Here is a 22,395-nt window from a genome sequence, read left to right as displayed (position 1 = left end):
CGTGTAACTTGGTTCACATGATCTGCGCAAACTTGCAGCTGACCGACTACATTGCCGACGGTCGGCCGGGACACGACGACATTGTGGTCGTGTCTGCGCCCCTGTCCGAGGTGTTGACCGGGGAGTTCGATGGCGCGGCTGCCGTGCTCGGGCTAACTGCCGAGGAGATCCTCCTCGCGGCCCTGGGCCGCACCATCGTGCGGACCATCGGCGATGGTGTCGTCCTGGTGGATTTGCCGGGGGACACGGAGCGCACTGCGTCCGTCTATCCAGTCGAGCTGCTGTGCACGGGGCCTGCTGTCACATCGGCGTCGGACATGCTCGCCGCCGTCCACCGCTCGGTCTCCGCGCTGGCTCTGCGCCGGATGGTTCCCGAGGACGCGCACGCCCAGTCGTCGGCCGCCGTGCTGCTGGTCGTCGACGGCGAGAGGGAACTGCCCGCCGAGCCCGCAGCCCTGGGACATGCTCTTGAGCTTCGTGCCCACCGCCGCGACGGAGTCCTGGTGCTCGACTGGTGGTATGACTCCCGCACGTTCGAGGCCTACACGGTCGAGGAAATGTCCGAGCAGTTCGCGTATGGGCTCATCGAGCTGACGTCGGAGGCCTCGGCCCCCGTCATCGCCGGCACTGAGCTGGCCGCCGCGCATTAGCGTCGGGAAACCTCGACACTCTAGAATCGACGAACGGCATCGATCCGGCCATCACCGGGGAGTCTTCGGAAGAACCGTCGTGGTTGGTTAGCGGCGCAGTAGAACCGAACGGTTGGGCCCGTCATCGCCTACTACGAGCGGCGCACTTTCCCGGGGCGAGTGAAGCGACGGGGACTAGATTCAGTGCGCAAGCGGGGTGGTACCGCGGCGCTCGCGCAGACGCGCGACGTCGTCCCCGTGCCTGAACGAACCTGGGCTCTCCGGAGCGCCAGCGACATTTGGCACAGGAGACGACGAACTAGTGAACGCCTACCCCAAGCCAGCAGGTGGTGCACCGGCATTTCCCGAGCTGGAGACCGAGGTCCTCGACTTCTGGGATCGCGACGGAACCTTCCGCGCGAGCATCGAGCGGCGCGAGAACGCGCAGGAGTACGTCTTCTACGACGGGCCTCCCTTCGCCAACGGCCTGCCGCACTACGGGCACCTGCTGACCGGCTACGTCAAGGACATCGTGCCCCGGTACCGCACAATGCGCGGCTACAAGGTGGAGCGACGCTTCGGCTGGGACACGCACGGGCTGCCCGCCGAACTCGAGGTGCAGCGCCAACTGGGTATCACCGACAAGGCGCAGATCGAAGAGCTCGGCATCGACAAGTTCAACGACGCCTGCCGCGCCTCGGTCATGAAGTACTCCGACGAATGGCAGGCGTACGTCACCCGCCAGGCGCGTTGGGTCGACTTCGACAACGACTACAAGACGCTGGACCCGACCTTCATGGAGTCGGTGATGTGGGCGTTCAAACAACTGTGGGACAAGGGCCTTGCCTACGAGGGCAACCGGGTGCTGCCGTACTGCTGGAACGATGAGACTCCGCTCTCGGCCCATGAGTTGCGGATGGACGACGACGTCTATCAGAGCCGTCAGGACCCGGCGATCACCGTCGGCTTCGCGATTGCCGACGGTCCGTTGCGCGACAGCTACTTCCTGGTCTGGACGACCACGCCGTGGACGCTGCCGTCCAATCAGGCGGTCGCTGTCAACCCTGAGGTGACATACGCCCAGGTGCAGGTGGACGGCAAGCGCTACGTGCTCGCCGAGGCGCGACTGGCGTCGTACGCCCGCGAGTTCGGCGACGAGCCCGAAGTGCTTGGCACATATCAGGGCTCAGAGCTGATCGGGATGACCTATCTTCCGCCGTTCCCGTATTTCCTGGACTCGCCCAACGCTTTTCAGGTGCTGCGCGGCGACTTCGTCACCACCGAGGACGGCACCGGCATTGTCCACCTTGCGCCCGCGTACGGCGAGGACGATAAGGCGACAACCGACACCGTCGGGATCGTGCCCGCCACACCAGTGGACTCCAAGGGCAGGTTCGATGCGACCGTTGCCGACTACCGGGGTCAGCATGTGTTCGACGCCAACCCGCAGATCATCCGCGATCTCAAGAACGGCAGCGGCCCGGCCGCGGTCAACGGCCCCGTGCTGATCAGGCACGAGACCTACGAGCACTCCTACCCGCACTGCTGGCGCTGCCGGAATCCACTGATCTACCGGGCAGTGTCGTCGTGGTTCATCAAGGTCACCGAATTCCGGGACCGCATGGTCGAACTCAACCAGCAGATCACCTGGTATCCCGAGCACGTCAAGGACGGTCAGTTCGGCAAGTGGCTGGCGGGTGCGAGGGACTGGTCGATCTCGCGAAACCGATACTGGGGCAGCCCCATCCCGGTGTGGAAGTCCGACGACCCCGAGTACCCGCGGATCGACGTCTACGGCAGCCTCGATGAACTCGAGCGGGACTTCGGCGTTCGCCCGACCGACCTGCACCGGCCGTTCATCGATGAGCTGACGCGTCCCAATCCCGATGACCCGACCGGCAAGTCGACCATGCGTCGCATCGAGGACGTCCTCGACGTCTGGTTCGACTCGGGGTCGATGCCGTTCGCGCAGGTGCACTACCCGTTCGACAACGTGGAGTGGTTCGACGGTGTCGTCGGCGCCGACCCTGACAATCTGGTCGACGCGCACTTCCCCGGCGACTTCATCGTCGAGTACATCGGGCAGACCCGCGGCTGGTTCTACACGCTGCATGTTCTCGCCACCGCGCTGTTCGATCGGCCTGCGTTCAAGTCGTGTGTCTCACACGGCATCGTGCTGGGCAACGACGGTCAGAAGATGAGCAAGTCGCTCCGCAACTATCCGGATGTCAACGAGGTGTTCGACCGCGACGGATCCGATGCGATGCGCTGGTTCCTGATGGCCTCGCCGATCCTGCGTGGCGGCAACCTGATAGTCACGGAACAGGGTATCCGCGAGGGTGTGCGGCAGGTCCTGCTGCCGCTCTGGAACGCGTATTCGTTCCTGTCTCTCTATGCGCCGAAGAAGGGCACCTGGCGCACGGACTCGACCAACGTGCTGGACCGATACATCCTGGCCAAGTTGGCCGCGCTGCGCGATGACCTGACCGTGGCGCTGGACGAATGCGATATCTCCGGCGCGTGCGATCAGCTTCGGCAGTTCACCGAGGCCTTGACGAATTGGTATGTGCGTCGGTCACGTTCGAGGTTCTGGGACGAGGATCCTGACGCCATCGACACGTTGCACACAGTGCTGGAGGTGACCGCAAGGCTGGCGGCGCCGCTGCTTCCCCTGATCACCGAGGTGATCTGGCGTGGCCTCACCGGTGAGCGATCTGTACACCTCACCGACTGGCCGGAGGCCGGCGTCCTGCCTGCCGATCCGGATCTGGTCGCCGCGATGGACCAGGTGCGCGACGTGTGCTCTGCGGCGTCGTCGCTGCGCAAGGCCAAGAAGCTACGCGTGCGCCTGCCGTTGCCGAAACTGACTGTCGCCGTGGAGGGTCCGGAGCGGCTGCGGCCATTCGCCGACCTGATCGCCGACGAGCTGAATGTCAAGGCCGTTGAGCTGACCGACGATATCGCCGCCTACGGTCGCTTCGAGTTGACGGTCAACGCCAAGGTCGCGGGTCCACGAATCGGCAAGGACGTGCAGGCCGCCATCAAGGCGGTGAAGGCCGGTGAGGGAGTGGTCAACCCCGACGGGACGTTGACGGCGGGTCCGGCCACTCTGCTGCCAGAGGAGTACAGCTCGAAACTGGTTGCCGCCGAACCCGACTTCACGGCTGCACTTCCAGACGGTGCGGGCCTGGTGGTCCTGGACGGCACGGTCACCCCCGAGTTGGAGGCTGAGGGCTGGGCCAAGGACCGGATCCGCGAGCTTCAGGATCTGCGCAAGTCGACCGGGCTCGAGGTGTCGGATCGAATCAGCGTCGTGATCTCGGTGCCGCCGGCACGGCAGGAGTGGGCGCGTACGCACGCCGGACTCATTGCCGGCGAGATCCTGGCGACCAGTTTCGAGTTCGGGGAGCCAGTCGACGGCGCGGACATCGGTGACGGTGTGACGGTGGCCATCGCCAAGGTGTGACGGGCGGGCCGACTACTCGACAGTGCCCGACAGTCCCATGTCGGCGAGTGCCTGACGCACCGAATCGCGAAGGGCCTCTCTGGTGTTCGCCGCGCCGACGACCCAGCTCGCGACGGTGACGAAGACCCGACCGTGCGCGCGTCCGGTCACCAGGAACAGCAGGCCACCCATGCGGTCGAGAACCGCTGCGGTGACCTTCGGCTCGAGCATCCGGATCGTGAGGTAGTCGGCATCGCTGCCGTCGGGGCGGTTGATCTCCGATTCGAGTTCGCCGATGTTCGAGCAGCCGACGGGGCTGCCGACCTGCTGAACCATTCCCTCGAGCCGGCGGACCAGAAATCCTGGTGTCAACGGCACCAGGGCTAGAGGCCCCAGCAGTTCGTTGGGCGCCTCGCTCAGCGCGGTCAGCGCGGCCTTGACGTCGCGGCGGATGTCGCTGAGGTCGGTGGTGACCTTCGACGGGTCGGCGATCACTGAGGCCTCGGTCAGCGCGTTGGCCCGGATATCGTCGGCACCGCGTTCGCTGACCGGCAGAGACAGCCGCACCAGCCCGTCCTCGTCGGTGCGGCCCAGGATGTGGCCCAGTCGGGCGCCGAGCGCAGCGAAGAGTGAGTTACTGGTACCGCCAAGGCTTCTCGCGCGTTCGTCCCAGTGCTCGGCGTCGAAGAACACGGCAGCATTGGGGGCAACCACCTCGCTGGTCGCCGCACGTGACCGCTGCCGTCCACCCGACTTGACCGATGTCGAAAGCCCTTCGCTCTCCGAGCGGGCCACCTTCACCGCCGAGACGACGGCCTTGGCCAAATCCGGGACATTGCGCAGCGTCTGTCGGGCGTCCTCACGCAGTGCCTGTCCGCGGGTCCGGGAACCGGGCGGTGGATAACCCAGGTCGCGGCGAAAGTCCTGTACGGCATCGGTGATCGCGATGTTGATCGCCTTGGCGTCACCGACGGAGTGCGACACGACGAGGCTCACCGCCGTTCCGCCATCGGTCAGCGGCGCGACACCCAGGTGCCACGACGGCCCTGCCTGTGGGTCGATCGGCAACCGCACGCGTTCGTCGGCCCACAGCCACACCTCGGTGCGCTCGCGGTCCTGCGTGGAGATCTCGAGGTCGGCGGGTCCCGGAGAGGCGACCCAGCGATCGCGGCCGAACGGGAGCGCCGACCTCTCGATGCGTCGACCCAGCAGTCCGTATCCGAGATTGGTGTGGAATCGGCGTAGGCCGTCGATGTCGACGGGGCGGTTGTAGATCCACGTGAACTGGATGAGCGGCCCCCGGCCGAGCGCCCGCAAAGCGAGGAACGAACCCTGGTCGATGTACTCGAGCGTGTTGTCCACGCGCATATGTTAAGCGTCAGGCCTTGATCGCCCGCCAGCGCTGCTGACCGCCGCGGGTCTCGACGGTCACGTCGGCGAAGCCTGCTGCGCGCAGGCGGTTGGGCAAGGTGTCCGGGCCAATCGGGTTGTAGGTGTCACCGATGTGCACGAGCCGGAACGCGATCGAGTCGATGCCGTCGCTTCCGGCGAAGGTGCCGCCGCGCTCGAGTACGCGGAACGCCTCGGTGAACAGGCGGTCCTGAAGCGACTGCGTCGGCACGTGGTGGAGCATCGTGAAGCAGACCACCGAACTGAAGCGTGCCTCCGGCAGCCCCGTGGCGGTGCCGTCACCGGTCACGATGGTCGCGTGTGACCCGTAGCGCCGGCTCAGGCGGTCGGCCAGCGGAGGATCGATCTCGACGCAGGTCAGCCGTGGTGTCATGCCGGCAAGGACACGAAGATTGGCGCCATAGCCCGGCCCTATCTCCAGCGCGTCGTCACCCAGGTCGACGTCGGACAGCGCCCACGGCAGCAGCGTGCGCTCCACCGAGCGGGCCCACAGCGTCGAACTGCAGCACAGTCGATGCAACATATTCATAGCCATGCATATGACGGTAGGCGATGAGCGAGCGGCCTAGGGGAGTACGTCGGAGACCACGCCGGAGAAGTCGCGAAACACGCTGCGTGCGAATGTGGTCCGCCGAGGACCTAGTTCCCGGTATCCGATCATGCCTGGGTGACCCGAGCCGACGACCCGCCGATTGACACCGTGTCCCCGGGGCGCAGCTGACGTCCGCGCCGCAACTCCACGTCGCCGTTGACCGCGACGAGTCCCTCGGCGATGGCCGCCTTGGCGTCCGAACCGCTGTCGATCAGCGACGACAGTTTGAGGAATTGGCCCAGACGGATCGAGTCGTCGGTTATCGGTATGTCGTGAGCCATGGTCGTCAGGTTAGTCCCCGATTGGCCTCGTCTCCTCGTCCATCGGTCGGGCCCTAGGCTCGTTGGAATGGATGGGCGCTGGGTCCTGCACTTCGACATGGATGCCTTCTTCGCATCCGTCGAGCAGTTGACGCGTCCGACCCTTCGTGGCCGCCCAGTGCTCGTCGGCGGGCTCGGCGGTCGCGGGGTGGTCGCCGGAGCCAGCTATGAGGCTCGGGTGTTCGGAGCCAGATCGGCCATGCCCATGCACCAGGCGCGCCGGCTGGTCGGGGCGACCGCTGTGGTGCTGCCCCCTCGCGGCGCGGTCTACGGCGTGGCCAGCGCCAGGGTGCTCGATACCGTGCGGTCGATGGTCCCGGTTCTCGAACAGCTGTCGTTCGATGAGGCCTTCGGCGAGCCAGTGGAACTGGCCGGGGCCGGGGCCGCTGAGGTCACACGGTTCTGCGAGGCGCTGAGGGCTCGGATCCGAACGGAGACAGGTCTGGTGGCCTCGGTCGGTGCGGGATCGGGGAAGCAGATCGCCAAGATCGCATCGGGGCTCGCCAAACCGGACGGCATCCGTGTCGTCGACCGCACCGAGGAAGAGGCGCTCCTGGCCGGACTGCCGGTCCGGCGACTGTGGGGAATCGGACCTGTCGCCGAGGAACGTCTGCTCCGACTGGGCATCGGTACCGTCGGCGCCTTGGCGGCGCTCAAGGAGGCCGAAGTCGCCGACATCCTCGGTGGCACGGTCGGGCCCGCCCTGCACCGGTTGGCCCGGGGTATCGACGACCGTCTGGTCGCCGAGCGGGCCAGCTCCAAGCAGATCAGCGCGGAGTCGACGTTCGCACAGGACCTGACGACGCTTGATCAGATGCGTGAGGCCGCTGGCCCGATCGGCCAGCACGCCCACGCCCGCCTCGAGCGTGACGGACGCGGCGCGAGGACGGTGGTCGTCAAGATGAAGAAGTCGGACATGAGTACTCTCACCCGGTCGGCGACGCTGCCGTACGCCACCGCCGACGAGGCCACACTGATCGGCACAGCCAGGCGGCTGTTGCTCGATCCGATGGAGATCGGGCCGATTCGGCTTCTGGGCGTTGGATTCTCGGGTCTGTCCGACGTGCAGCAGGAGTCCTTGTTCCCCGATCTGGAGCAAACGCTTGAGGCGGCGGTCGGCGTACCACCTGCGCGGGAGATGCCGAGTTCGGCAGAGGCCGAGCCATGGCGGATTGGTGATGACGTCGTGCACAGCTCGTACGGTCACGGCTGGGTTCAGGGCGCGGGCCACGGTGTCATGACGGTGCGTTTCGAGACGCGCGGCACCGGAGCGGGGTCGGCGCGAACGCTCGCCGTCGACTCGCCGGAGATCAGCCGGGCCAATCCCGTCGACAGTCTGGACTGGCCCGCCTACGTCGACGGCCTCGCAGGCGACGAGTAGCAGAGCACGGCGTCATCCGCCGGGATCGCGTCGTGGGTGTCTGTCAGCCCCACCGTGCGAACACCTCGCTGGCCGGCGTCGAGGTGGCCAGTGCCGCCATCAGCAGAACCCGTGCCTGGGCGGGACGCAGCGTCGGCACCGGAACGGCTCCGGCGTCGGCGAGGGCTTGACCTGGGCCATACCGCGCCGAGACCGTCGCGCCGGGCACCCGCGTGGACACGGCCACCGCCACACCGCGGTCGCTGGCGCGTCGGACGCCGTCTGCGACGGACCGGCCGGCATTGCCCGAGCCCATCGCCTCGAGCACGATGCCGCGTGCCCCGGCGGCCACGTACGCGTCGATCGCCACGGCGTCACTGCCGGCGTAGGCGGCGACCACGTCGACGCGAGGAGCGGACTTCAGCGCTCCGGTCAGGGTCGGGCGCTTCTTGCTCCCGTCGAACACGACGCCCAGTGTGGTGACCGAGCCGAGTGCTGTGCCCGTGAATCCAGCGGCGGTCTTGGTCAGACCCAACGGCTGCCACACCGTGCCGGCCAGACTCACCACCACGCCGATACCGTGCGCGGCGGGATCGGCCGCCACAGCCAGGGCGTCACGCAGATTGCCCGGCCCATCGGGCTCAGGTGCGTCGGCGCTGTGCATTGCTCCGGTGAACACCACCGGCTGCGGTCCGTCGTGGACGATGTCGCACCACAACGCGGATTCCTCCATCGTGTCAGTGCCGTGCGTCACCACGACGCCGTCCGCACCTGCGGAGAGGGCGGCTGCCACAGCCCCGGAGATCCGGTCCCACTCCGGTGGGCCGACCTCCGAACTGTCCACTGCCATGAGGTCGATGACATCGACGTATGCTCCGGTCGACACGTCCGACACGAGGTCTGAACCGCCAAGTGTCGGGCGCGCGACGCCGTCGGCATCGGTGCTGGTGGCGATGGTGCCACCGGTGGCGATTACGACGACGCGGCTCATGCCGCGATTGTTCACCATGACGACTTTGGAATGATGGGGGAGTGACTGATGAATCAGGGGCCTCGGTGGAGCCAGTGACCGCCGACGACACCGTCGAGCATCGGTCACCACGCCGCCGACTGCGTCTGCTGGTGTCGGTGGCCCTGGTGGTGTTGATTCTCGACATTGTGACCAAGGTGCTGGCGGTGCGTCTGCTCACGCCCGGCCAACCCGTTTCGATCATCGGCGACACCGTCACCTGGACGCTGGTCCGCAATTCCGGGGCGGCGTTCTCCATGGCGACCGGCTACACGTGGGTGCTGACACTGGTTGCCACCGGCGTGGCGATTGGCATCGTCTGGATGGGTCGGCGCCTGGTGTCCCCGTGGTGGGCGGTGGGGCTGGGCATGATCCTGGGCGGTGCCATGGGCAACCTGGTCGACAGGTTCTTCCGGTCGCCTGGGCCGCTGCGCGGGCACGTGGTCGATTTCCTCTCGATCGGTTGGTGGCCGGTCTTCAACGTCGCCGACCCAGCGGTGGTGGGTGGTGCCATCCTGCTGGTCGCGTTGTCGCTGTTCGGGTTCGACTTCGACACCGTCGGTCGACGCAAGCCTGACGACGAGGCCGAGCCCGGACCGGACGAGAAGGCCGAGCCGGTGACTGCCCGTGGCGCAGACGACGAATCCGACCCGACCGGATGACGACCCGCTCGATGACGGTTCCGGACGGGCTGGCGGGCATGCGGGTCGACGCCGGGTTGGCCCGTCTGCTCGGCCTGTCGCGGACTGCCGCCGCGAGCCTGGCAGAGAATGGCGGCGTTGAGCTCGACGGTGCCGCCGCGGGCAAGTCCGACCGCCTCACCGCAGGCGCGTGGCTCGAGGTCACGTTGCCCGAACCTCCCGCGCCACTGGACAACCCGCCCGTCGATATCGAGGGCATGACGATCCTGTACTCCGATGACGACATCGTGGCCGTGGACAAGCCGGCCGGCGTCGCCGCGCACGCCTCGGTCGGATGGACGGGTCCCACGGTGCTTGGTGGGCTGGCCGCCGCGGGCTACCGCATCACCACCTCAGGAGTCCACGAGCGCCAGGGCATCGTGCACCGCCTGGACGTCGGCACCTCTGGTGTGATGGTCGTTGCGATCTCGGAACGCGCATACACCCTGCTCAAACGCGCGTTCAAGGCGCGCACAGTCGACAAGCGCTACCACGCACTCGTCCAGGGGCACCCGGACCCGTCAAGCGGCACCATCGATGCGCCGATCGGGCGGCACCGCGGCCACGACTGGAAGTTCACCGTCACCGAGGACGGTAGGCACAGCATCACCCACTACGACACGGTCGAGGCGTTCGTCGCGGCTAGCCTGCTCGACGTCCACCTGGAAACCGGTCGCACACACCAGATTCGGGTGCACTTTGCGGCGCTGCACCACCCGTGCTGTGGTGACCTGACCTACGGTGCCGATCCGACTCTGGCCAAGCGGCTCGGGCTGGAACGCCAGTGGCTGCACGCGCGTTCGTTGGCGTTCGCGCATCCGGCCGATGGCCGGCGCATCGAGATCACCAGCCCGTACCCCGCGGACCTGCAACACGCACTGGACGTGCTGCGCCACCACGATTCGTGACTGAGAACGCCGCACCGGCGGGACGTCGGGCCGGCGTTCTGTTCGGTGTCGGCGCCTTCACGTGTTGGGGCATGTTTCCCGGCTACTTCCCGCTGCTGCTGCCCGCGGGCTCACTGGAGGTGCTGGCACACCGCATCGTGTGGAGTGCGCTGGTCCTGGTGCTCATCCTGGTCGTCGCACGCAGGCTTTCCGACCTGCGGCGGCTGAGTGCCCGGACCTGGTTGCAACTGGCGATCGCCTCGGCACTGATCGCGATCAACTGGGGGACCTACATCTACGCGGCGACGCACGGTCATGTCGTCGATGCGGCGCTCGGATACTTCATCAACCCGCTGGTCACCGTCGCACTCGGGATCCTGTTGTTCCGCGAGCGCATCAGCAGGTGGCAGGCTGCGGCGCTGGCGCTCGCAGTGATTGCCGTGGTGGTCCTGACCGTCGAGGCCGGGGATCCCCCCTACATCGCCGTTGCGCTGGCCGTCAGCTTCGCGCTCTATGGCGTTGTCAAGAAGGTGGTTCGAGCCGACCCTCGGGTGAGTGTCGCGGTGGAGACGCTGCTGGCGCTGCCGTTCGCTGGTGGCTACCTGATCGTCCTTCAGGTGTTGGGGCAGGGACACTTCGCCAACCAGGGCACCTGGCACGCCGTGCTTCTGATGTTGGCCGGCCCCATCACGGCCGTGCCGCTGCTGCTGTTCGCCGCCGCGGCGCAGCGCCTGCCGCTGGTCACCATCGGACTGTTGTTCTACCTCAACCCCGCCCTGCAGATGGCCTGGGGAGTGTTCGTCGGGAACGAGCCGATGCCAGCGGGCCGCTGGATCGGCTTCGGGCTGGTCTGGGCCGCGTTGGCGGTGATGGGAGCGGGGACGCTGTGGGGAAGGCCACCGCGTCCGGCGGCGACGGACGCCGCCTCCGATACGGGCGAACATTTGCCCGAGCGTCAATGTTGACCGGCCGATAGCTATGCCCTACGGTTTGCTGAGCGAGGCCCCCGACCCTCCTCGCGTGTGAGGTCAGGACATGTCGCAAGCCGATGCCGGGTCGCTGCCGACCGCTCGGCGGCGTGGTCGACCCGTCGGATCCGACTCCGTCGAGACGCGTAACCGCATCCTGGAAGCCGCTCGCCGGGTGGTCAACGAGCGCGGATTCCCCGCGGCCACGTTCCAGGCGATCGCGCTGGAGGCCGACCTCAGCAGGCCCACTCTGCACTACTACTTCACGTCCCGTGAGGAGATCTACGACGTGTTGGCCGAAGAGGCTGGCAGCGTCGTCGCCGACTGCATTGCGAGAGCGGAATCACGTGACACGCTGGTGGGTTCGCTGTCATCGCTGATCTCGACGATGTGGGACCTGGACTACCGCGATCATTCCCAGATCGCCTTCCTGATCAGTGCGCGCCTGGAGTACAGTCGCAACCCCAAACTCGGATATGACCGGTGCGCGGGACTGCGGTCCCATCTCGGCGCACTCGTCGAGCAGGCCGCGGCTCGTGGTGAGTTGGCCGACGCTACTGATGTGGGGCCCATCGCCGACATGCTCAACGCGGTGTTGTGGGGTGTGGGTCTCTACGCGGGTTTCATCGATCGCCAGCTAGACATGGGGTTGATAACTAAGCAACTTGATCAAACTCTGACGCATGGATTGCTGAGCGGTTCGCACCGCGCGGCGCGGCGTGCCGATGAATCCGGAGACACGTGCCACGACACGCCGAGCGCCGTCGGAGGTCGGCCATAGACTGACCTCCCTATGGTCGATTCGTCTGCTCACCGCGCATCGTTCGTGCACCTGCACAACCACACCGAATACTCCATGCTGGACGGTGCGGCGAAGGTCAAACACATGTTCGCCGAGGCCAAGCGGCTGGACATGCCCGCGATCGGGATGACCGACCACGGCAACATGTTCGGGGCCAGCGAGTTCTACAACGCGGCCATCGAGGCTGACCTCAAGCCGATCATCGGCGTCGAGGCCTACATCGCACCGGCGTCACGGTTCGACACCAAGCGCGTGCAGTGGGGCGACCGCAGTCAGAAGGGTGACGACGTCTCGGGTAGCGGCGCCTACACCCATATGACGATGGTCGCGGAGAACGCGGTCGGGCTGCGCAACCTGTTCAAGCTGTCGTCACTGGCGTCGTTCGAGGGTCAGCTCGGCAAGTGGTCCCGCATGGACGCCGAGATCATCGCCGAGAACGCCTCCGGCATCATCGCCACGACCGGGTGTCCCTCGGGTGAGGTGCAGACCCGGCTCCGACTCGGTCAGACCCGCGAGGCGCTGGAGTCGGCGGCCAAGTGGCGCGACATCTTCGGGCCGGAGAACTACTTCTTGGAGTTGATGGACCACGGCATCGAGATCGAGCGCCGGGTCCGTGAGGGTCTGCTGGACGTCGGGCGGCAGCTCGGCATCCCCCCGTTGGCGACCAACGACTGCCACTACGTCACCAAGGAGGCCTCGCGCAATCACGAGGCGCTGCTGTGCGTGCAGACCGGCAAGACGCTGTCCGATCCGACCCGGTTCAAGTTCGACGGTGATGGCTACTTCCTGAAGCCCGCGTCGGAGATGCGGGCGATGTGGGACGCCGAGGTGCCCGGCGCCTGTGACTCCACCCTTCTGATCGCCGAGCGCGTGCAGTCCTATGCCGACGTGTGGGCGCCCAAGGACCGGATGCCGGTGTTCCCCGTTCCCGAGGGACACGATCAGGGGACATGGCTGCACCACGAGGTCACCGCAGGACTTCGGCGACGGTTCCGCGACGCCCCCGTGCCGCAGGAGTACACCGACCGGGCCGACTACGAGATCAAGGTCATCTGCGACAAGGGCTTTCCCGCGTACTTCCTGATCGTGGCCGACCTGATCAACTATGCGCGCTCGGTCGACATCAGGGTGGGGCCTGGCCGTGGTTCGGCCGCCGGGTCGCTGGTGGCCTACTCGATGGGGATCACCAACATCGACCCCATCCCGCACGGTCTGCTGTTCGAGCGGTTCCTCAACCCGGAACGCCCATCGGCACCCGATATCGATATCGACTTCGACGATCGTCGCCGCGGCGAGATGCTGCGCTACGCGGCGAACAAGTGGGGTAGCGATCGCGTCGCCCAGGTCATCACGTTCGGCACCATCAAGACCAAGGCCGCGCTGAAGGATTCGGCCCGGGTGAACTACGGCCAGCCCGGGTTCGCCATCGCCGACCGGATCACCAAGGCACTGCCACCACCGATCATGGCCAAGGACATTCCGCTGTCCGGCATCACCGATCCCGCCCACGAGCGGTACAAGGAGGCGGCGGAGGTTCGGTCTCTCATCGAGACCGATCCCGACGTGCGGACCATCTACGAGACCGCACGTGGCCTCGAGGGTCTGGTCCGCAACGCGGGTGTCCACGCGTGCGCGGTGATCATGAGTTCCGAGCCGCTCATCGACGCGATCCCGTTGTGGAAGCGCCCCCAGGACGGTGCGATCATCACCGGCTGGGACTACCCGTCGTGTGAGGCCATCGGCCTGCTGAAGATGGACTTCCTCGGCCTGCGGAACCTGACGATCATCGGTGACGCGATCGACAACATCAAGGCCAACCGGGGTATCGACCTCGACCTCGACGCACTGTCGCTGGACGACCCCGCTGCCTACGAGCTGCTGGGGCGCGGTGACACCCTTGGTGTGTTCCAGCTCGACGGCGGGCCGATGCGAGATCTGCTGCGGCGCATGCAGCCCACTGAGTTCAACGACATCGTCGCCGTGCTCGCGCTGTATCGTCCCGGGCCAATGGGCATGAACGCCCACAACGACTACGCCGACCGCAAGAACGGTCGCCAGGAAGTCAAACCGATCCACCCCGAGTTGGAGGAGCCGCTCAGGGAGATCCTCGCCGAGACGCACGGTCTGATCGTCTACCAAGAGCAGATCATGTTCATCGCCCAGAAGGTCGCCGGCTACTCCATGGGTAAGGCCGATGCGCTGCGCAAGGCCATGGGCAAGAAGAAGCTGGAAGTGCTCGAGGCCGAGTACAAGGGCTTCCTCGAGGGCATGACCGCCAACGGGTTCTCCGCAGCGGCGGTGAAGGCGTTGTGGGACACCATCCTTCCGTTCGCCGGATACGCCTTCAACAAGTCGCACGCTGCCGGCTACGGACTCGTCTCGTATTGGACGGCCTACCTCAAGGCGAACTACCCGGCGGAGTACATGGCGGGCCTGCTCACGTCGGTCGGTGACGACAAGGACAAGGCGGCGGTGTACCTGGCGGACTGCCGCAGGCTCGGCATCACGGTGCTGCCCCCCGATGTCAACGAGTCGGTGCAGAACTTCGCGTCGGTCGGGGAGGACATTCGGTTCGGCCTCGGGGCCGTGCGCAATGTCGGTGCCAATGTCGTTGCGTCTCTGATCAATACACGCACCGAAAAGGGCAAGTTCACCGACATCTCGGATTACCTCAACAAGGTCGATATCGCCGCCTGCAACAAGAAGGTGACGGAGTCGCTGGTCAAGGCAGGCGCGTTCGACTCCCTCGGCCACTCTCGCAAGGGGCTCTTCCTCATCCACACCGATGCGGTCGACTCGGTCCTCGGCACCAAGAAGGCCGAGGCGATGGGGCAGTTCGACCTCTTCGGAGGCGCGGATACCGCCACTGACACCGTGTTCGCCATCAAGGTGCCCGACGACGAGTGGGAGGACAAGCACAAACTCGCGCTCGAGCGCGAGATGCTCGGCCTCTACGTATCGGGTCATCCGCTCAACGGCATCGCGCATCTGCTGGCCGCGCAGGTGGACACCCAGATCCCGGCGATCCTCAACGGCGATGTCGCGAACGACACGCAGGTGCGCGTCGGCGGCATCCTGGCGTCGGTGAACCGACGTGTCAACAAGAACGGGATGCCCTGGGCTTCAGCGCAACTCGAGGATCTCACCGGTGGTATCGAGGTGATGTTCTTCCCGCACACGTACTCCACGTTCGGCGCGGAGATCGCCGATGACGCCGTCGTGATAATCGGGGGCAAGGTCAACATCCGCGATGACCGGGTCTCCCTGATCGCCAACGAGATGGTGGTGCCGGACTTCTCCAGCGCCCAGGCGAACCGGCCCGTGGCGCTGACCCTGCCAACCCGGCAGTGCACCGTTGAGAAGGTCGGCGCCCTGAAACAGGTGCTCGCCCGTCATCCAGGAACGGCGCAGGTTCACCTGCGACTCATCAGCGGGGATCGGATCACCACGCTGGAACTAGACCAGGCACTGCGCGTCACGCCGTCGTCTGCGCTGATGGGAGACCTGAAGGCGCTGCTGGGTCCTGGTTGCCTGGGAGGTTAGCGATGGAGGTCGACACCGACGGACCGAGGCCGTCACGTCACATCTCGATCTGGGTCGAGGCGGCGCCCGAGGTGGTGTACGCCTTCGCCTCCGATCAGCGGGAGTTGAACCGCTGGGCGGCGGGACTGGCCGATCCGGCACTGAGCGACGCCGACGTCCAGTTCACTCCGGTGAACACCCTCGGCGTCCTGGATCACCAGGTCACCCTGCCGTCGGGGGAGTCGGTGTACAACCCGATGCGAGTGATCCCGTCGGGGAGCGATGAGCAGAGGTGCGAGGTGGTGTTCACACTGCGGCGCAGACCCGGGGTCACCGATGAGGAGTTCGAGGCTGACGCCGCAGCCGTGGAGGCTGATCTGAGAACGCTGCGCGACCTGATTGAGGGCTGAGCACCCTGCCATGCACTGATATGGGTTGAGCCACAACCTATTTCAGGTGCGCCGAGTCGTCATCGAGGTCATCGCGGCGCAGACCCATCGGAGTGGCCGCCGGGATGTCGCCGGCAGCCACCACCGCTCTGGTGATGGGTGTGAGCGTGCGGAACAGCAGCTCGAGATCGTCGTCGTCGAGCGCATCGAGGGCTGACAGTGCCAACCGGTCAGTGGTGTCCTCGAGATCGCGTTTGAGGTCGGCGCCCGCCTGCGTCAGTGCTCCGGCATCGTCGAGTACGCCACGGTCGGCGAGCCGGCGTGAGCACTCCCGCCACTCGTCGTCATCGTATTGGCGGCTACGCGTGATGAATTCGCGGGGAACCCGGTCGGCCACACTGTGCAGAACGTTGCACTCCCGACCGCTGATCCCCGCTGCCGACAGGACAGCGACGTGGCCGTCGCCGCGCTGCTCCCGAAGCAGCGTGGCGGCATGCCAGAGCCTGGCCACCGGTTCGTCGGGCCACGGCAGCGCGAGGTTCGCGGCGAACAGCGGGCGACCGTCCAGCGGGGCGCCGGATGCTGCCTTGCCCAACAGGTCTGCGGCGGTGGCCACGTCGTCGCTGTCGATGACGCCGCAGCGGTGCAACGCGGCCACTGCGGAACTCTCGCGGGCTGCCAGCGCGTCGGCAGGGGAGGCGAACGTCCACGCCGAGGGCAGCGCGCGGGCCACATGTGAGGACGCGAAGTTGTAGAACACCGCCGTGATCACACTCGCGGGCACCTCGCCCAGCGGAGCGGCGCGTGCGGCGAAGTAGCCCATCCAGAAGCCGCGGAAGCCGACCTCGTCGAACGCGGTGCGCGCCTCGGGTGCAAAGTAGGTGATCGCGTGTACCGGCTCGAACCGATCGAACAGTCGGCGGGCGATCAACGGTGATCTGGTCACATGGGGATTCAAGCATCATTGCCCGGAGCGGGTTGTTATGGTCCGGACGGATTTGGGTGGAGGTGGGTCATGCGAATGGTTGCGACGGCCCTCCCGCTCATCACATCGGTTGTCACGCTGCTTGCCAGCGGGTGCGGCAGCGTCGATGGCGATAGCGGCCCCGAGTCGCTGATCGTCTCCAAGGAGTCGTTGCAGGCCGATATCGCCGACCGACTGGTCAAGGCTGGTCAGCCGCCGGGATCGGTCACCTGTCTGCAGGACCTTGTCGGCGAGGTTGGGCGGACCGCCCGTTGCGACGTGGTGATGGGTGAGACCAACAGCTTCCAGCCGGTGGCGACCGTGACCGGCGTGGAGGGGACCATTGTCGATTACGAGTTGGCGCCTGCCCTGTCTCAGATGCAGTTGGAGCGGGCGGTCGCCCGCCTGGTCGTCGAGAACGGCGGTCCGCCGGTCGATTCGGTGGACTGCGAGGCGGGCCTCGATGGCATGGTCGAGGCGGTCGCGTACTGCGACGTCGTGACAGGTGGGATACGGGCTCGTCGTGCCGTTCAGGTGACCGAGGTGTCCGGGCTGACGATGAACTTCACTCTGCGGACGGACTGACGCTGCTGACCGCCTCGTCGATGATGGCGCGCATGGCCCGTTCGGCGGCCGCCTCATCGCGAAGGCGGATGGCTCGCGCGACCTCGTCATGCAGTTCGATCGCGACGGGATTCGGTCGCTCCGGCATGAAACCGTGGTGGGTGCGACCGGTCAGCACCTCGGCCACGACGCCGTTGAGCGCGCGAAACATCTCGTTACCGCTGGCCTCCAGCAGGGTCTGGTGAAAGACCTTGTCGGCCAGCAGGTAGGCCGCGAGGTCACCGGACCGGCCGTGCATCACCATGTCCGACACCGCAGCCGCCATGATTCGGCACTGGTGCGGGTCGGCGCGACGGGCCGCCAACGCGGCGGCCGCGGGTTCGAAACCCCGCCGCAACTCCGACAGTGACACCAGCTGTGCGGCACGATCACCAGACTCGATTCGCCAGCGAATGACTCTGGGGTCGAACACATTCCAATGCTCAGCGGATTGAATGGTGATGCCAACCCGCCGCCGCGAGTTCACCATTCCCATGGATTCGAGGACCCGGATCGCCTCGCGGGCTACGCTGCGTGAGACACCGTTCTTGGCGCTGACACCTTCGAGGGTGATGACCTGGCCGGCCTGCAGATCGCCCGACACGATGTCAGCCCCTATCGCCGTCAGCACGTTGTCGTGCAGAGCGCTGACGTTTGCCTGGGCCGCCACTCACACATCTTGTCATAGACCCAGACCAATGGCATTAACCATATCTTTTAGAGATCCTATTGCAATAATCAGATCATTGATGCAATGTATGTGACATGGAGCACCAATGGGCGGGTGGTGAGTGATGGGTGGAATCGAAGCACCGGTGGTCGTCATGGGGGTGTCCGGCTCGGGGAAGTCCACAGTTGGCGCAGCGCTGGCTCAACGCCTGCGCGTGCCGTTCGCCGACGGCGACGACTTTCACCCGGAGGCCAACATCGCCAAGATGACGGCCGGTCACGCCCTGAACGACGATGATCGACAGCCGTGGCTGGACGCCATCGGCATCTGGCTGGCCGAGCACGCCGACGGCGGGGTGATGAGCTGCTCGGCGCTCAAGCACGCCTATCGCGACCGACTCCGGGCGCACTGTGCGGGCGTCGAGTTCCTGCATCTGGCGGGAACGCCGGAGGTCATCGGCCGTAGGCAGGCCAGCAGGCCCGGCCACTTCATGCCGCACTCGCTGCTGGTCTCCCAGTTCGAGACGCTCGAACCGCTGACGGTGGATGAGAACGGTGTCACCATCAATGTCGATCAGGACATTGATTCGATTGTGCAGGAGTATGTTTCGCTCACGGGGTTGGAGAAGAGATGAATTCCGGACTCAGCTACCTGGCAGACGCTGCAGATCTCGCGGAGCCGGTGGCGTCCGTACCTCGGTTGGTTCTGTCGTTCTTGGCGGGCATCGCTGTGATCGTTGTCCTGATCACCGTGGTCAAGTTGCATCCGTTCCTCGGTCTGATCTTCGGTGCGCTGACCGTTGGTGTGGTCGCGGGGGAGGGCGTCACCACGGTGCTCAAGTCGTTCTCCGACGGCTTCGGGTCCACAGCCGCCGGAGTCGGCATCCTCATCGCGTTGGGTGCGATGTTCGCCAAGTTGCTCGCGGACTCCGGCGGTGCTGACGAGATAGTGGACACCATCATCGGCAGGGCGTCACCGCGCATGCTGCCGTGGGCAATGTCTCTGGTGGGCGCCATTATCGGACTACCGATGTTCTTCGAGATCGGCCTGGTGCTGTTGATGCCGGTCATCTATCTGGTCGCCCGCCGGTCGGGGCTGTCGCTCATCACGGTCGGCATCCCCGCTCTCGCAGGCCTTTCCGCGATGCATGGCTTCGTCCCGCCGCATCCCGGGCCGCTCACCGCCATCGGCTATCTCAACGCAGATCTCGGCGTCACCCTGGCCCTTGGCGTGCTCGTCGCGATCCCCACGATCATCGTCGGTGGTCCGCTGTTCGGCAGGCTCGCAGGCAAGTGGGTCGTCGTGGGCGCACCCGACACCTTCGACGCGGACCGGCCCGAGGACATCGGGGACCGCAGGCCGTCATTCGGCGCAACTCTGTTCTCGGTGCTGCTGCCCGTCGCGTTGATGCTCGGCAAGGCGCTCGTCGACATCTTCATCGAGGACGAGAATCAGTGGTTCCGGCGGATCTTCGACACTCTCGGGACGCCTTTGATCGCGCTGCTGATCGCCGTCATCGTCGGCATCTTCACGCTCGGGCGTGGCGCCGGCATGAGCCGCGACGAGATCACCAAGTGCGTGGAGTCCGGTCTTCCGCCCGTCGCTGGCATCATCCTGATCGTGGCCGCGGGCGGCGGATTCAAACAGGTCCTGGTGGACACCGGTATTGGCACCGCGCTCGCGCAGTGGGCCGAGGACGCCAGCATCTCGGTCATCGTGCTCGCCTGGGTGCTCGCCGTGCTGATCCGACTGGCCACCGGATCGGCGACCGTCGCCACCATCACGGCGTCATCGCTCATCGTCGGCCTGGTCGAGGGCATGAGCACCGGACAGGTCTCCCTGGTCGTGCTCGCGGTCGGTGCCGGGTCGTTGTTCTTCTCGCACGTGAACGACGCCGGATTCTGGTTGGTGAATCAGTACTTCCGGCTCACCGTGGGGCAGACCATCAAGACGTGGTCGATCATGGAGACCATCCTGTCGGTCAGCGGTCTGGTAGTGGTGCTGCTCCTAGACCTGGTGATCTGACGCCGTGCGGTGCCAGGGTGTCAGCCCTTGACCACCTGGGTTCCGCCAGCCAACTCGTCGTGCTTGCCCTGCTTGGTGGGACTGCCACTGATGGTGACCGCGATGACGATGATCGCGATGACGCCGAGCAGTCCACCGACGAACGGCACGATGGACAGCAGTGTGAAGGCATTACGGATCGCGGACTGCTTGGCGTCGGGCTTGGGCTGGCCGCCCGGTCCGTGAACGCTGAGCCCGAGCACCTTCTTGCCCGGCGTCCAACCCTGCGTCACCTCGAAGAGCACGAAGTAGCCGAATGTCAGGACTCCGGTGAACAGTCCGGTGACGAGGATGTTCGACAGGGTGTCGGTGGCGAACGCGATGAGGAGGCCGACGATTCCGACGATGATCCCGTCGATGAGCCGTGCGACGAACCGGACCAGAAGGCCGCCCGGCTCGCCGTGCGATGGGCCAGAGGCACCGTATGGCGCCGAGTATGGGTCGTATCCACCTGCAGTCATGCGGTCAATCTACGCCGCAGTGGCTACCTCAGCGTGACTCCCTTTAAAACTCTGGGTGCGCGAATGTCGATCTGCTCGCTCAGCGTTGGCGACGTTGCTTCTTGACCTGCTCGCGCGCGACGTCCGCGATCTCTGCGCCGCGCTCGCGGGCAACCTCGGCGATCTCGGCCCCGCGCTCGCGGGCAACCTCGGCGAGTTCGGGACCGCGTTCCCGGGCGAGCTCGGCGAGTTCGGCGCTTCGCTTGGAGGCGACGTCGGCCAAGACAGCGCCTCGCTTCTGTGCCACGTCGGCTAGGACGGCGCCCCGCTTCTGCGCCACGTCGGCCAGTTCCGCCCCGCGCTCGCGCGCCACGTGCGCCAGTTCGCGGCCCCGCTCCGCGCCGACGTGCAATCCCGACTGCAGGCTGTGGCCGACCCTGTCGACGAGTTCAGTGTCGATCAGGGCGTCGGATCCACTGCTCGGCAGCACGTTCGAGAAGGTCTCCGAGATGTTCTCCGAGACCTTGTGTGCTGCTCGCCGGCCCCGCCAACCGAGTGAGGGCCTGCCCTCGGTGTCGACCGACGCGATGATCAACCCGCCGATGAGGCTTATGTCCGCGAGGAACGCGCGCCGCTCGGCGGCCTTTCGCTCGACGTCGGTCTCCTTCCAGAAGGCATGCCCGCCAAGGCTTCCCGGTACCACGCTCAGCGCGAGTGCGGCGGATGCGAAACGGGGGAGCCTGCCCGTCGCGAGCAGCAGGCCCGCGCCGATCTGCACCGCACCGTTCACGCGGGCCACCGTCTCGGCATTGGTGGGCACGTGGGGGCCGACCGGTTCGGGCAGTCGGCTCAGGCTCTCGAGGGTGGGGCGGGCGGCATCGGCGGCAGGTTTGGGACTGCGGAGCGCATCTACGCCGCGGGCGATGAAGGTGGTGGCGAGCATGGGTCGAGCGATGCGTCGGATCAACATGAGGGGCGTATTCCCTGCTGGCCTGCGCTACAAACCACTCAGCGCGTGGCGTAGCGAAGAAGCGTGATTCCGGAGCGAAACGACTTTGCGGGCTCGACCAGACGCAGATGTCCGATGGCGGTCCCGTCGGGGAAGAGTCGCCTACCCCGGCCCTGCACGGCGGGGTACACGAACAGTCGGTACTCGTCGACGATGTTCGCTGCGATCAGTGTGTGGGCCAGCCTGATGCTTCCCGTCAGGATGATGTCCTTGCCGGGCATCGCCTTCAACTCCCGTACGTGCTCGACCGGATCACCGGACAGCACGGTGGAGTTGTGCCATCCGGGGTCAGTCATGGTCGAGGACACCACGTACTTGGCCACGGTGTTCAGATAGTCGGTGATCCCGGTGGCATCGCCGGTCTGCGCGGGCCAGTAGCCCCGGAAGTCCTCGAATGTCTGGCGGCCCACTAGGAGGGCGTCGGCAGCCTCGTCCTGCCGGCGGTTCTCCGCCAGCAGATCGTCATCCTGGAGCCGTGGGTCGAACCAGTTGTCGAGCATCTCAACCGCACCGTCGAGCGTGACGTTCTGCGTGATCACCATGTTGCGCATGGTTCACCTCCGTGTTCGGTCCTATGGTGTGTCGACCGATAGGCGGCGAAGTACTCATCGGTCCGCGGGCTGTGTGGGCGG

General features: G+C 66.2%; 21 protein-coding genes. 12 read left to right on the top strand and 9 right to left on the bottom strand.

The window, feature by feature from the left end:
* Nucleotides 1–17: 17 nt before the first annotated feature.
* Entirely contained in the window at nt 18–650 is a 633-nt protein-coding gene (locus ABIA65_RS15480; RefSeq protein ID WP_354524099.1) for a hypothetical protein, read from the top strand.
* Nucleotides 651–951: 301 nt separating this feature from the next.
* A complete protein-coding gene (gene ileS / locus ABIA65_RS15475) occupies nt 952–4,095 on the top strand; it encodes an isoleucine--tRNA ligase (RefSeq protein ID WP_354524098.1) in 3,144 nt (1,047 codons plus the stop codon).
* A gap of 12 nt (nt 4,096–4,107) precedes the next feature.
* On the opposite strand, the gene ABIA65_RS15470 is transcribed toward ileS, so the two are convergent.
* The 3 genes from ABIA65_RS15470 to ABIA65_RS15460 all read right to left on the bottom strand — a co-directional run bounded on the left by ABIA65_RS15470 (nt 4,108) and on the right by ABIA65_RS15460 (nt 6,357).
* Nucleotides 4,108–5,442 (bottom strand): hypothetical protein, encoded by a 1,335-nt coding sequence (locus ABIA65_RS15470; protein ID WP_354524097.1) that lies wholly within the window; start codon nt 5,440–5,442, stop codon nt 4,108–4,110.
* A 10-nt stretch (nt 5,443–5,452) separates the two neighbouring features.
* A complete protein-coding gene (locus tag ABIA65_RS15465; RefSeq protein ID WP_354524096.1) occupies nt 5,453–6,019 on the bottom strand; it encodes a class I SAM-dependent methyltransferase in 567 nt (188 codons plus the stop codon).
* A 122-nt stretch (nt 6,020–6,141) separates the two neighbouring features.
* The gene (locus ABIA65_RS15460; protein WP_354524095.1) at nt 6,142–6,357 is read right to left on the bottom strand and encodes an RNA-binding S4 domain-containing protein; all 216 of its coding nucleotides are present in this window, start codon (nt 6,355–6,357) and stop codon (nt 6,142–6,144) included.
* Between the two features lie 67 nt (nt 6,358–6,424).
* Between ABIA65_RS15460 and ABIA65_RS15455 the strand changes: the two genes are divergently transcribed.
* Nucleotides 6,425–7,777: a DNA polymerase IV gene (locus ABIA65_RS15455; RefSeq protein ID WP_354524094.1), complete on the top strand. Its 1,353-nt coding sequence runs from the start codon at nt 6,425–6,427 to the stop codon at nt 7,775–7,777.
* 43 nt (nt 7,778–7,820) lie between these two features.
* Here ABIA65_RS15455 and ABIA65_RS15450 read toward each other — a convergent pair whose 3' ends face one another.
* Nucleotides 7,821–8,747, bottom strand: coding sequence for an asparaginase (locus ABIA65_RS15450; protein ID WP_354524093.1), 927 nt, complete (start codon nt 8,745–8,747; stop codon nt 7,821–7,823).
* Between the two features lie 41 nt (nt 8,748–8,788).
* On the opposite strand from ABIA65_RS15450, the gene lspA reads away from it, so the two are divergent.
* From lspA to ABIA65_RS15420, 6 genes are all read left to right on the top strand, one after another.
* The gene (gene lspA, locus ABIA65_RS15445; RefSeq protein WP_371746790.1) at nt 8,789–9,427 is read left to right on the top strand and encodes a signal peptidase II; all 639 of its coding nucleotides are present in this window, start codon (nt 8,789–8,791) and stop codon (nt 9,425–9,427) included.
* On the top strand, nt 9,424–10,353 hold the full coding sequence (locus ABIA65_RS15440; RefSeq protein ID WP_241399094.1) for an RluA family pseudouridine synthase: 930 nt from the start codon (nt 9,424–9,426) through the stop codon (nt 10,351–10,353). The genes lspA and ABIA65_RS15440 overlap by 4 nt, the downstream gene beginning before the upstream one ends.
* Entirely contained in the window at nt 10,350–11,297 is a 948-nt protein-coding gene (rarD, locus tag ABIA65_RS15435) for an EamA family transporter RarD (RefSeq protein ID WP_354524092.1), read from the top strand. Before ABIA65_RS15440 ends, rarD begins: the two co-directional genes overlap by 4 nt.
* Nucleotides 11,298–11,367: 70 nt before the next feature.
* Nucleotides 11,368–12,081 (top strand): TetR/AcrR family transcriptional regulator, encoded by a 714-nt coding sequence (locus ABIA65_RS15430; RefSeq protein ID WP_354524091.1) that lies wholly within the window; start codon nt 11,368–11,370, stop codon nt 12,079–12,081.
* A 12-nt stretch (nt 12,082–12,093) separates the two neighbouring features.
* Complete coding sequence (gene dnaE / locus ABIA65_RS15425) at nt 12,094–15,645, top strand: DNA polymerase III subunit alpha (RefSeq protein ID WP_241399092.1); 3,552 nt, start codon at nt 12,094–12,096, stop codon at nt 15,643–15,645.
* Between the two features lie 2 nt (nt 15,646–15,647).
* Nucleotides 15,648–16,034: an SRPBCC family protein gene (locus ABIA65_RS15420; RefSeq protein WP_241399091.1), complete on the top strand. Its 387-nt coding sequence runs from the start codon at nt 15,648–15,650 to the stop codon at nt 16,032–16,034.
* A 37-nt stretch (nt 16,035–16,071) separates the two neighbouring features.
* Here the strand turns inward: ABIA65_RS15420 and ABIA65_RS15415 are convergent, their stop codons facing one another.
* Nucleotides 16,072–16,959: an SCO6745 family protein gene (locus ABIA65_RS15415; RefSeq protein ID WP_354524090.1), complete on the bottom strand. Its 888-nt coding sequence runs from the start codon at nt 16,957–16,959 to the stop codon at nt 16,072–16,074.
* A 69-nt stretch (nt 16,960–17,028) separates the two neighbouring features.
* On the opposite strand from ABIA65_RS15415, the gene ABIA65_RS15410 reads away from it, so the two are divergent.
* Complete coding sequence (locus ABIA65_RS15410; RefSeq protein WP_354524089.1) at nt 17,029–17,562, top strand: DUF4333 domain-containing protein; 534 nt, start codon at nt 17,029–17,031, stop codon at nt 17,560–17,562.
* On the opposite strand, the gene ABIA65_RS15405 is transcribed toward ABIA65_RS15410, so the two are convergent.
* Complete coding sequence (locus ABIA65_RS15405) at nt 17,543–18,250, bottom strand: FadR/GntR family transcriptional regulator (RefSeq protein WP_354524088.1); 708 nt, start codon at nt 18,248–18,250, stop codon at nt 17,543–17,545. The two genes, ABIA65_RS15410 and ABIA65_RS15405, sit on opposite strands and share 20 nt — an antisense overlap.
* 133 nt (nt 18,251–18,383) lie before the next feature.
* On the opposite strand from ABIA65_RS15405, the gene ABIA65_RS15400 reads away from it, so the two are divergent.
* Both ABIA65_RS15400 and ABIA65_RS15395 read left to right on the top strand, forming a co-directional pair.
* Nucleotides 18,384–18,884 carry a gluconokinase gene (locus ABIA65_RS15400; RefSeq protein ID WP_354524230.1) on the top strand — a complete coding sequence of 167 codons (501 nt, stop codon included), beginning with the start codon at nt 18,384–18,386 and terminating at the stop codon, nt 18,882–18,884.
* Complete coding sequence (locus ABIA65_RS15395) at nt 18,881–20,275, top strand: GntP family permease (protein WP_354524087.1); 1,395 nt, start codon at nt 18,881–18,883, stop codon at nt 20,273–20,275. Before ABIA65_RS15400 ends, ABIA65_RS15395 begins: the two co-directional genes overlap by 4 nt.
* Before the next feature lie 20 nt (nt 20,276–20,295).
* On the opposite strand, the gene ABIA65_RS15390 is transcribed toward ABIA65_RS15395, so the two are convergent.
* From ABIA65_RS15390 to ABIA65_RS15380, 3 genes are all read right to left on the bottom strand, one after another.
* On the bottom strand, nt 20,296–20,775 hold the full coding sequence (locus tag ABIA65_RS15390) for an RDD family protein (protein ID WP_354524086.1): 480 nt from the start codon (nt 20,773–20,775) through the stop codon (nt 20,296–20,298).
* A gap of 79 nt (nt 20,776–20,854) precedes the next feature.
* Nucleotides 20,855–21,724, bottom strand: coding sequence for a DoxX family membrane protein (locus tag ABIA65_RS15385; protein ID WP_354524085.1), 870 nt, complete (start codon nt 21,722–21,724; stop codon nt 20,855–20,857).
* 38 nt (nt 21,725–21,762) lie between these two features.
* Entirely contained in the window at nt 21,763–22,314 is a 552-nt protein-coding gene (locus ABIA65_RS15380) for a dihydrofolate reductase family protein (RefSeq protein ID WP_354524084.1), read from the bottom strand.
* Nucleotides 22,315–22,395: the final 81 nt, after the last annotated feature.

Source organism: Mycolicibacterium sp. 624 (assembly GCF_040548615.1).
Taxonomy (GTDB): domain Bacteria; phylum Actinomycetota; class Actinomycetes; order Mycobacteriales; family Mycobacteriaceae; genus Mycobacterium.
This window is presented reverse-complemented; position numbering and strand designations above follow the sequence as displayed.

Coding starts and splice junctions, on each gene's coding strand:
- ABIA65_RS15480 (WP_354524099.1), top strand. CDS start 18: ATGATCTGCGCAAACTTGCAGCTGACCGACTACATTGCCGACGGTCGG.
- ABIA65_RS15470 (WP_354524097.1), bottom strand. CDS start 5,442: ATGCGCGTGGACAACACGCTCGAGTACATCGACCAGGGTTCGTTCCTC.
- ABIA65_RS15465 (WP_354524096.1), bottom strand. CDS start 6,019: ATGGCTATGAATATGTTGCATCGACTGTGCTGCAGTTCGACGCTGTGG.
- ABIA65_RS15460 (WP_354524095.1), bottom strand. CDS start 6,357: ATGGCTCACGACATACCGATAACCGACGACTCGATCCGTCTGGGCCAA.
- ABIA65_RS15455 (WP_354524094.1), top strand. CDS start 6,425: ATGGATGGGCGCTGGGTCCTGCACTTCGACATGGATGCCTTCTTCGCA.
- ABIA65_RS15450 (WP_354524093.1), bottom strand. CDS start 8,747: ATGAGCCGCGTCGTCGTAATCGCCACCGGTGGCACCATCGCCACCAGC.
- ABIA65_RS15440 (WP_241399094.1), top strand. CDS start 9,424: ATGACGACCCGCTCGATGACGGTTCCGGACGGGCTGGCGGGCATGCGG.
- ABIA65_RS15430 (WP_354524091.1), top strand. CDS start 11,368: ATGTCGCAAGCCGATGCCGGGTCGCTGCCGACCGCTCGGCGGCGTGGT.
- dnaE (WP_241399092.1), top strand. CDS start 12,094: ATGGTCGATTCGTCTGCTCACCGCGCATCGTTCGTGCACCTGCACAAC.
- ABIA65_RS15420 (WP_241399091.1), top strand. CDS start 15,648: ATGGAGGTCGACACCGACGGACCGAGGCCGTCACGTCACATCTCGATC.
- ABIA65_RS15410 (WP_354524089.1), top strand. CDS start 17,029: ATGCGAATGGTTGCGACGGCCCTCCCGCTCATCACATCGGTTGTCACG.
- ABIA65_RS15395 (WP_354524087.1), top strand. CDS start 18,881: ATGAATTCCGGACTCAGCTACCTGGCAGACGCTGCAGATCTCGCGGAG.
- ABIA65_RS15390 (WP_354524086.1), bottom strand. CDS start 20,775: ATGACTGCAGGTGGATACGACCCATACTCGGCGCCATACGGTGCCTCT.
- ABIA65_RS15385 (WP_354524085.1), bottom strand. CDS start 21,724: ATGTTGATCCGACGCATCGCTCGACCCATGCTCGCCACCACCTTCATC.
- ABIA65_RS15380 (WP_354524084.1), bottom strand. CDS start 22,314: ATGCGCAACATGGTGATCACGCAGAACGTCACGCTCGACGGTGCGGTT.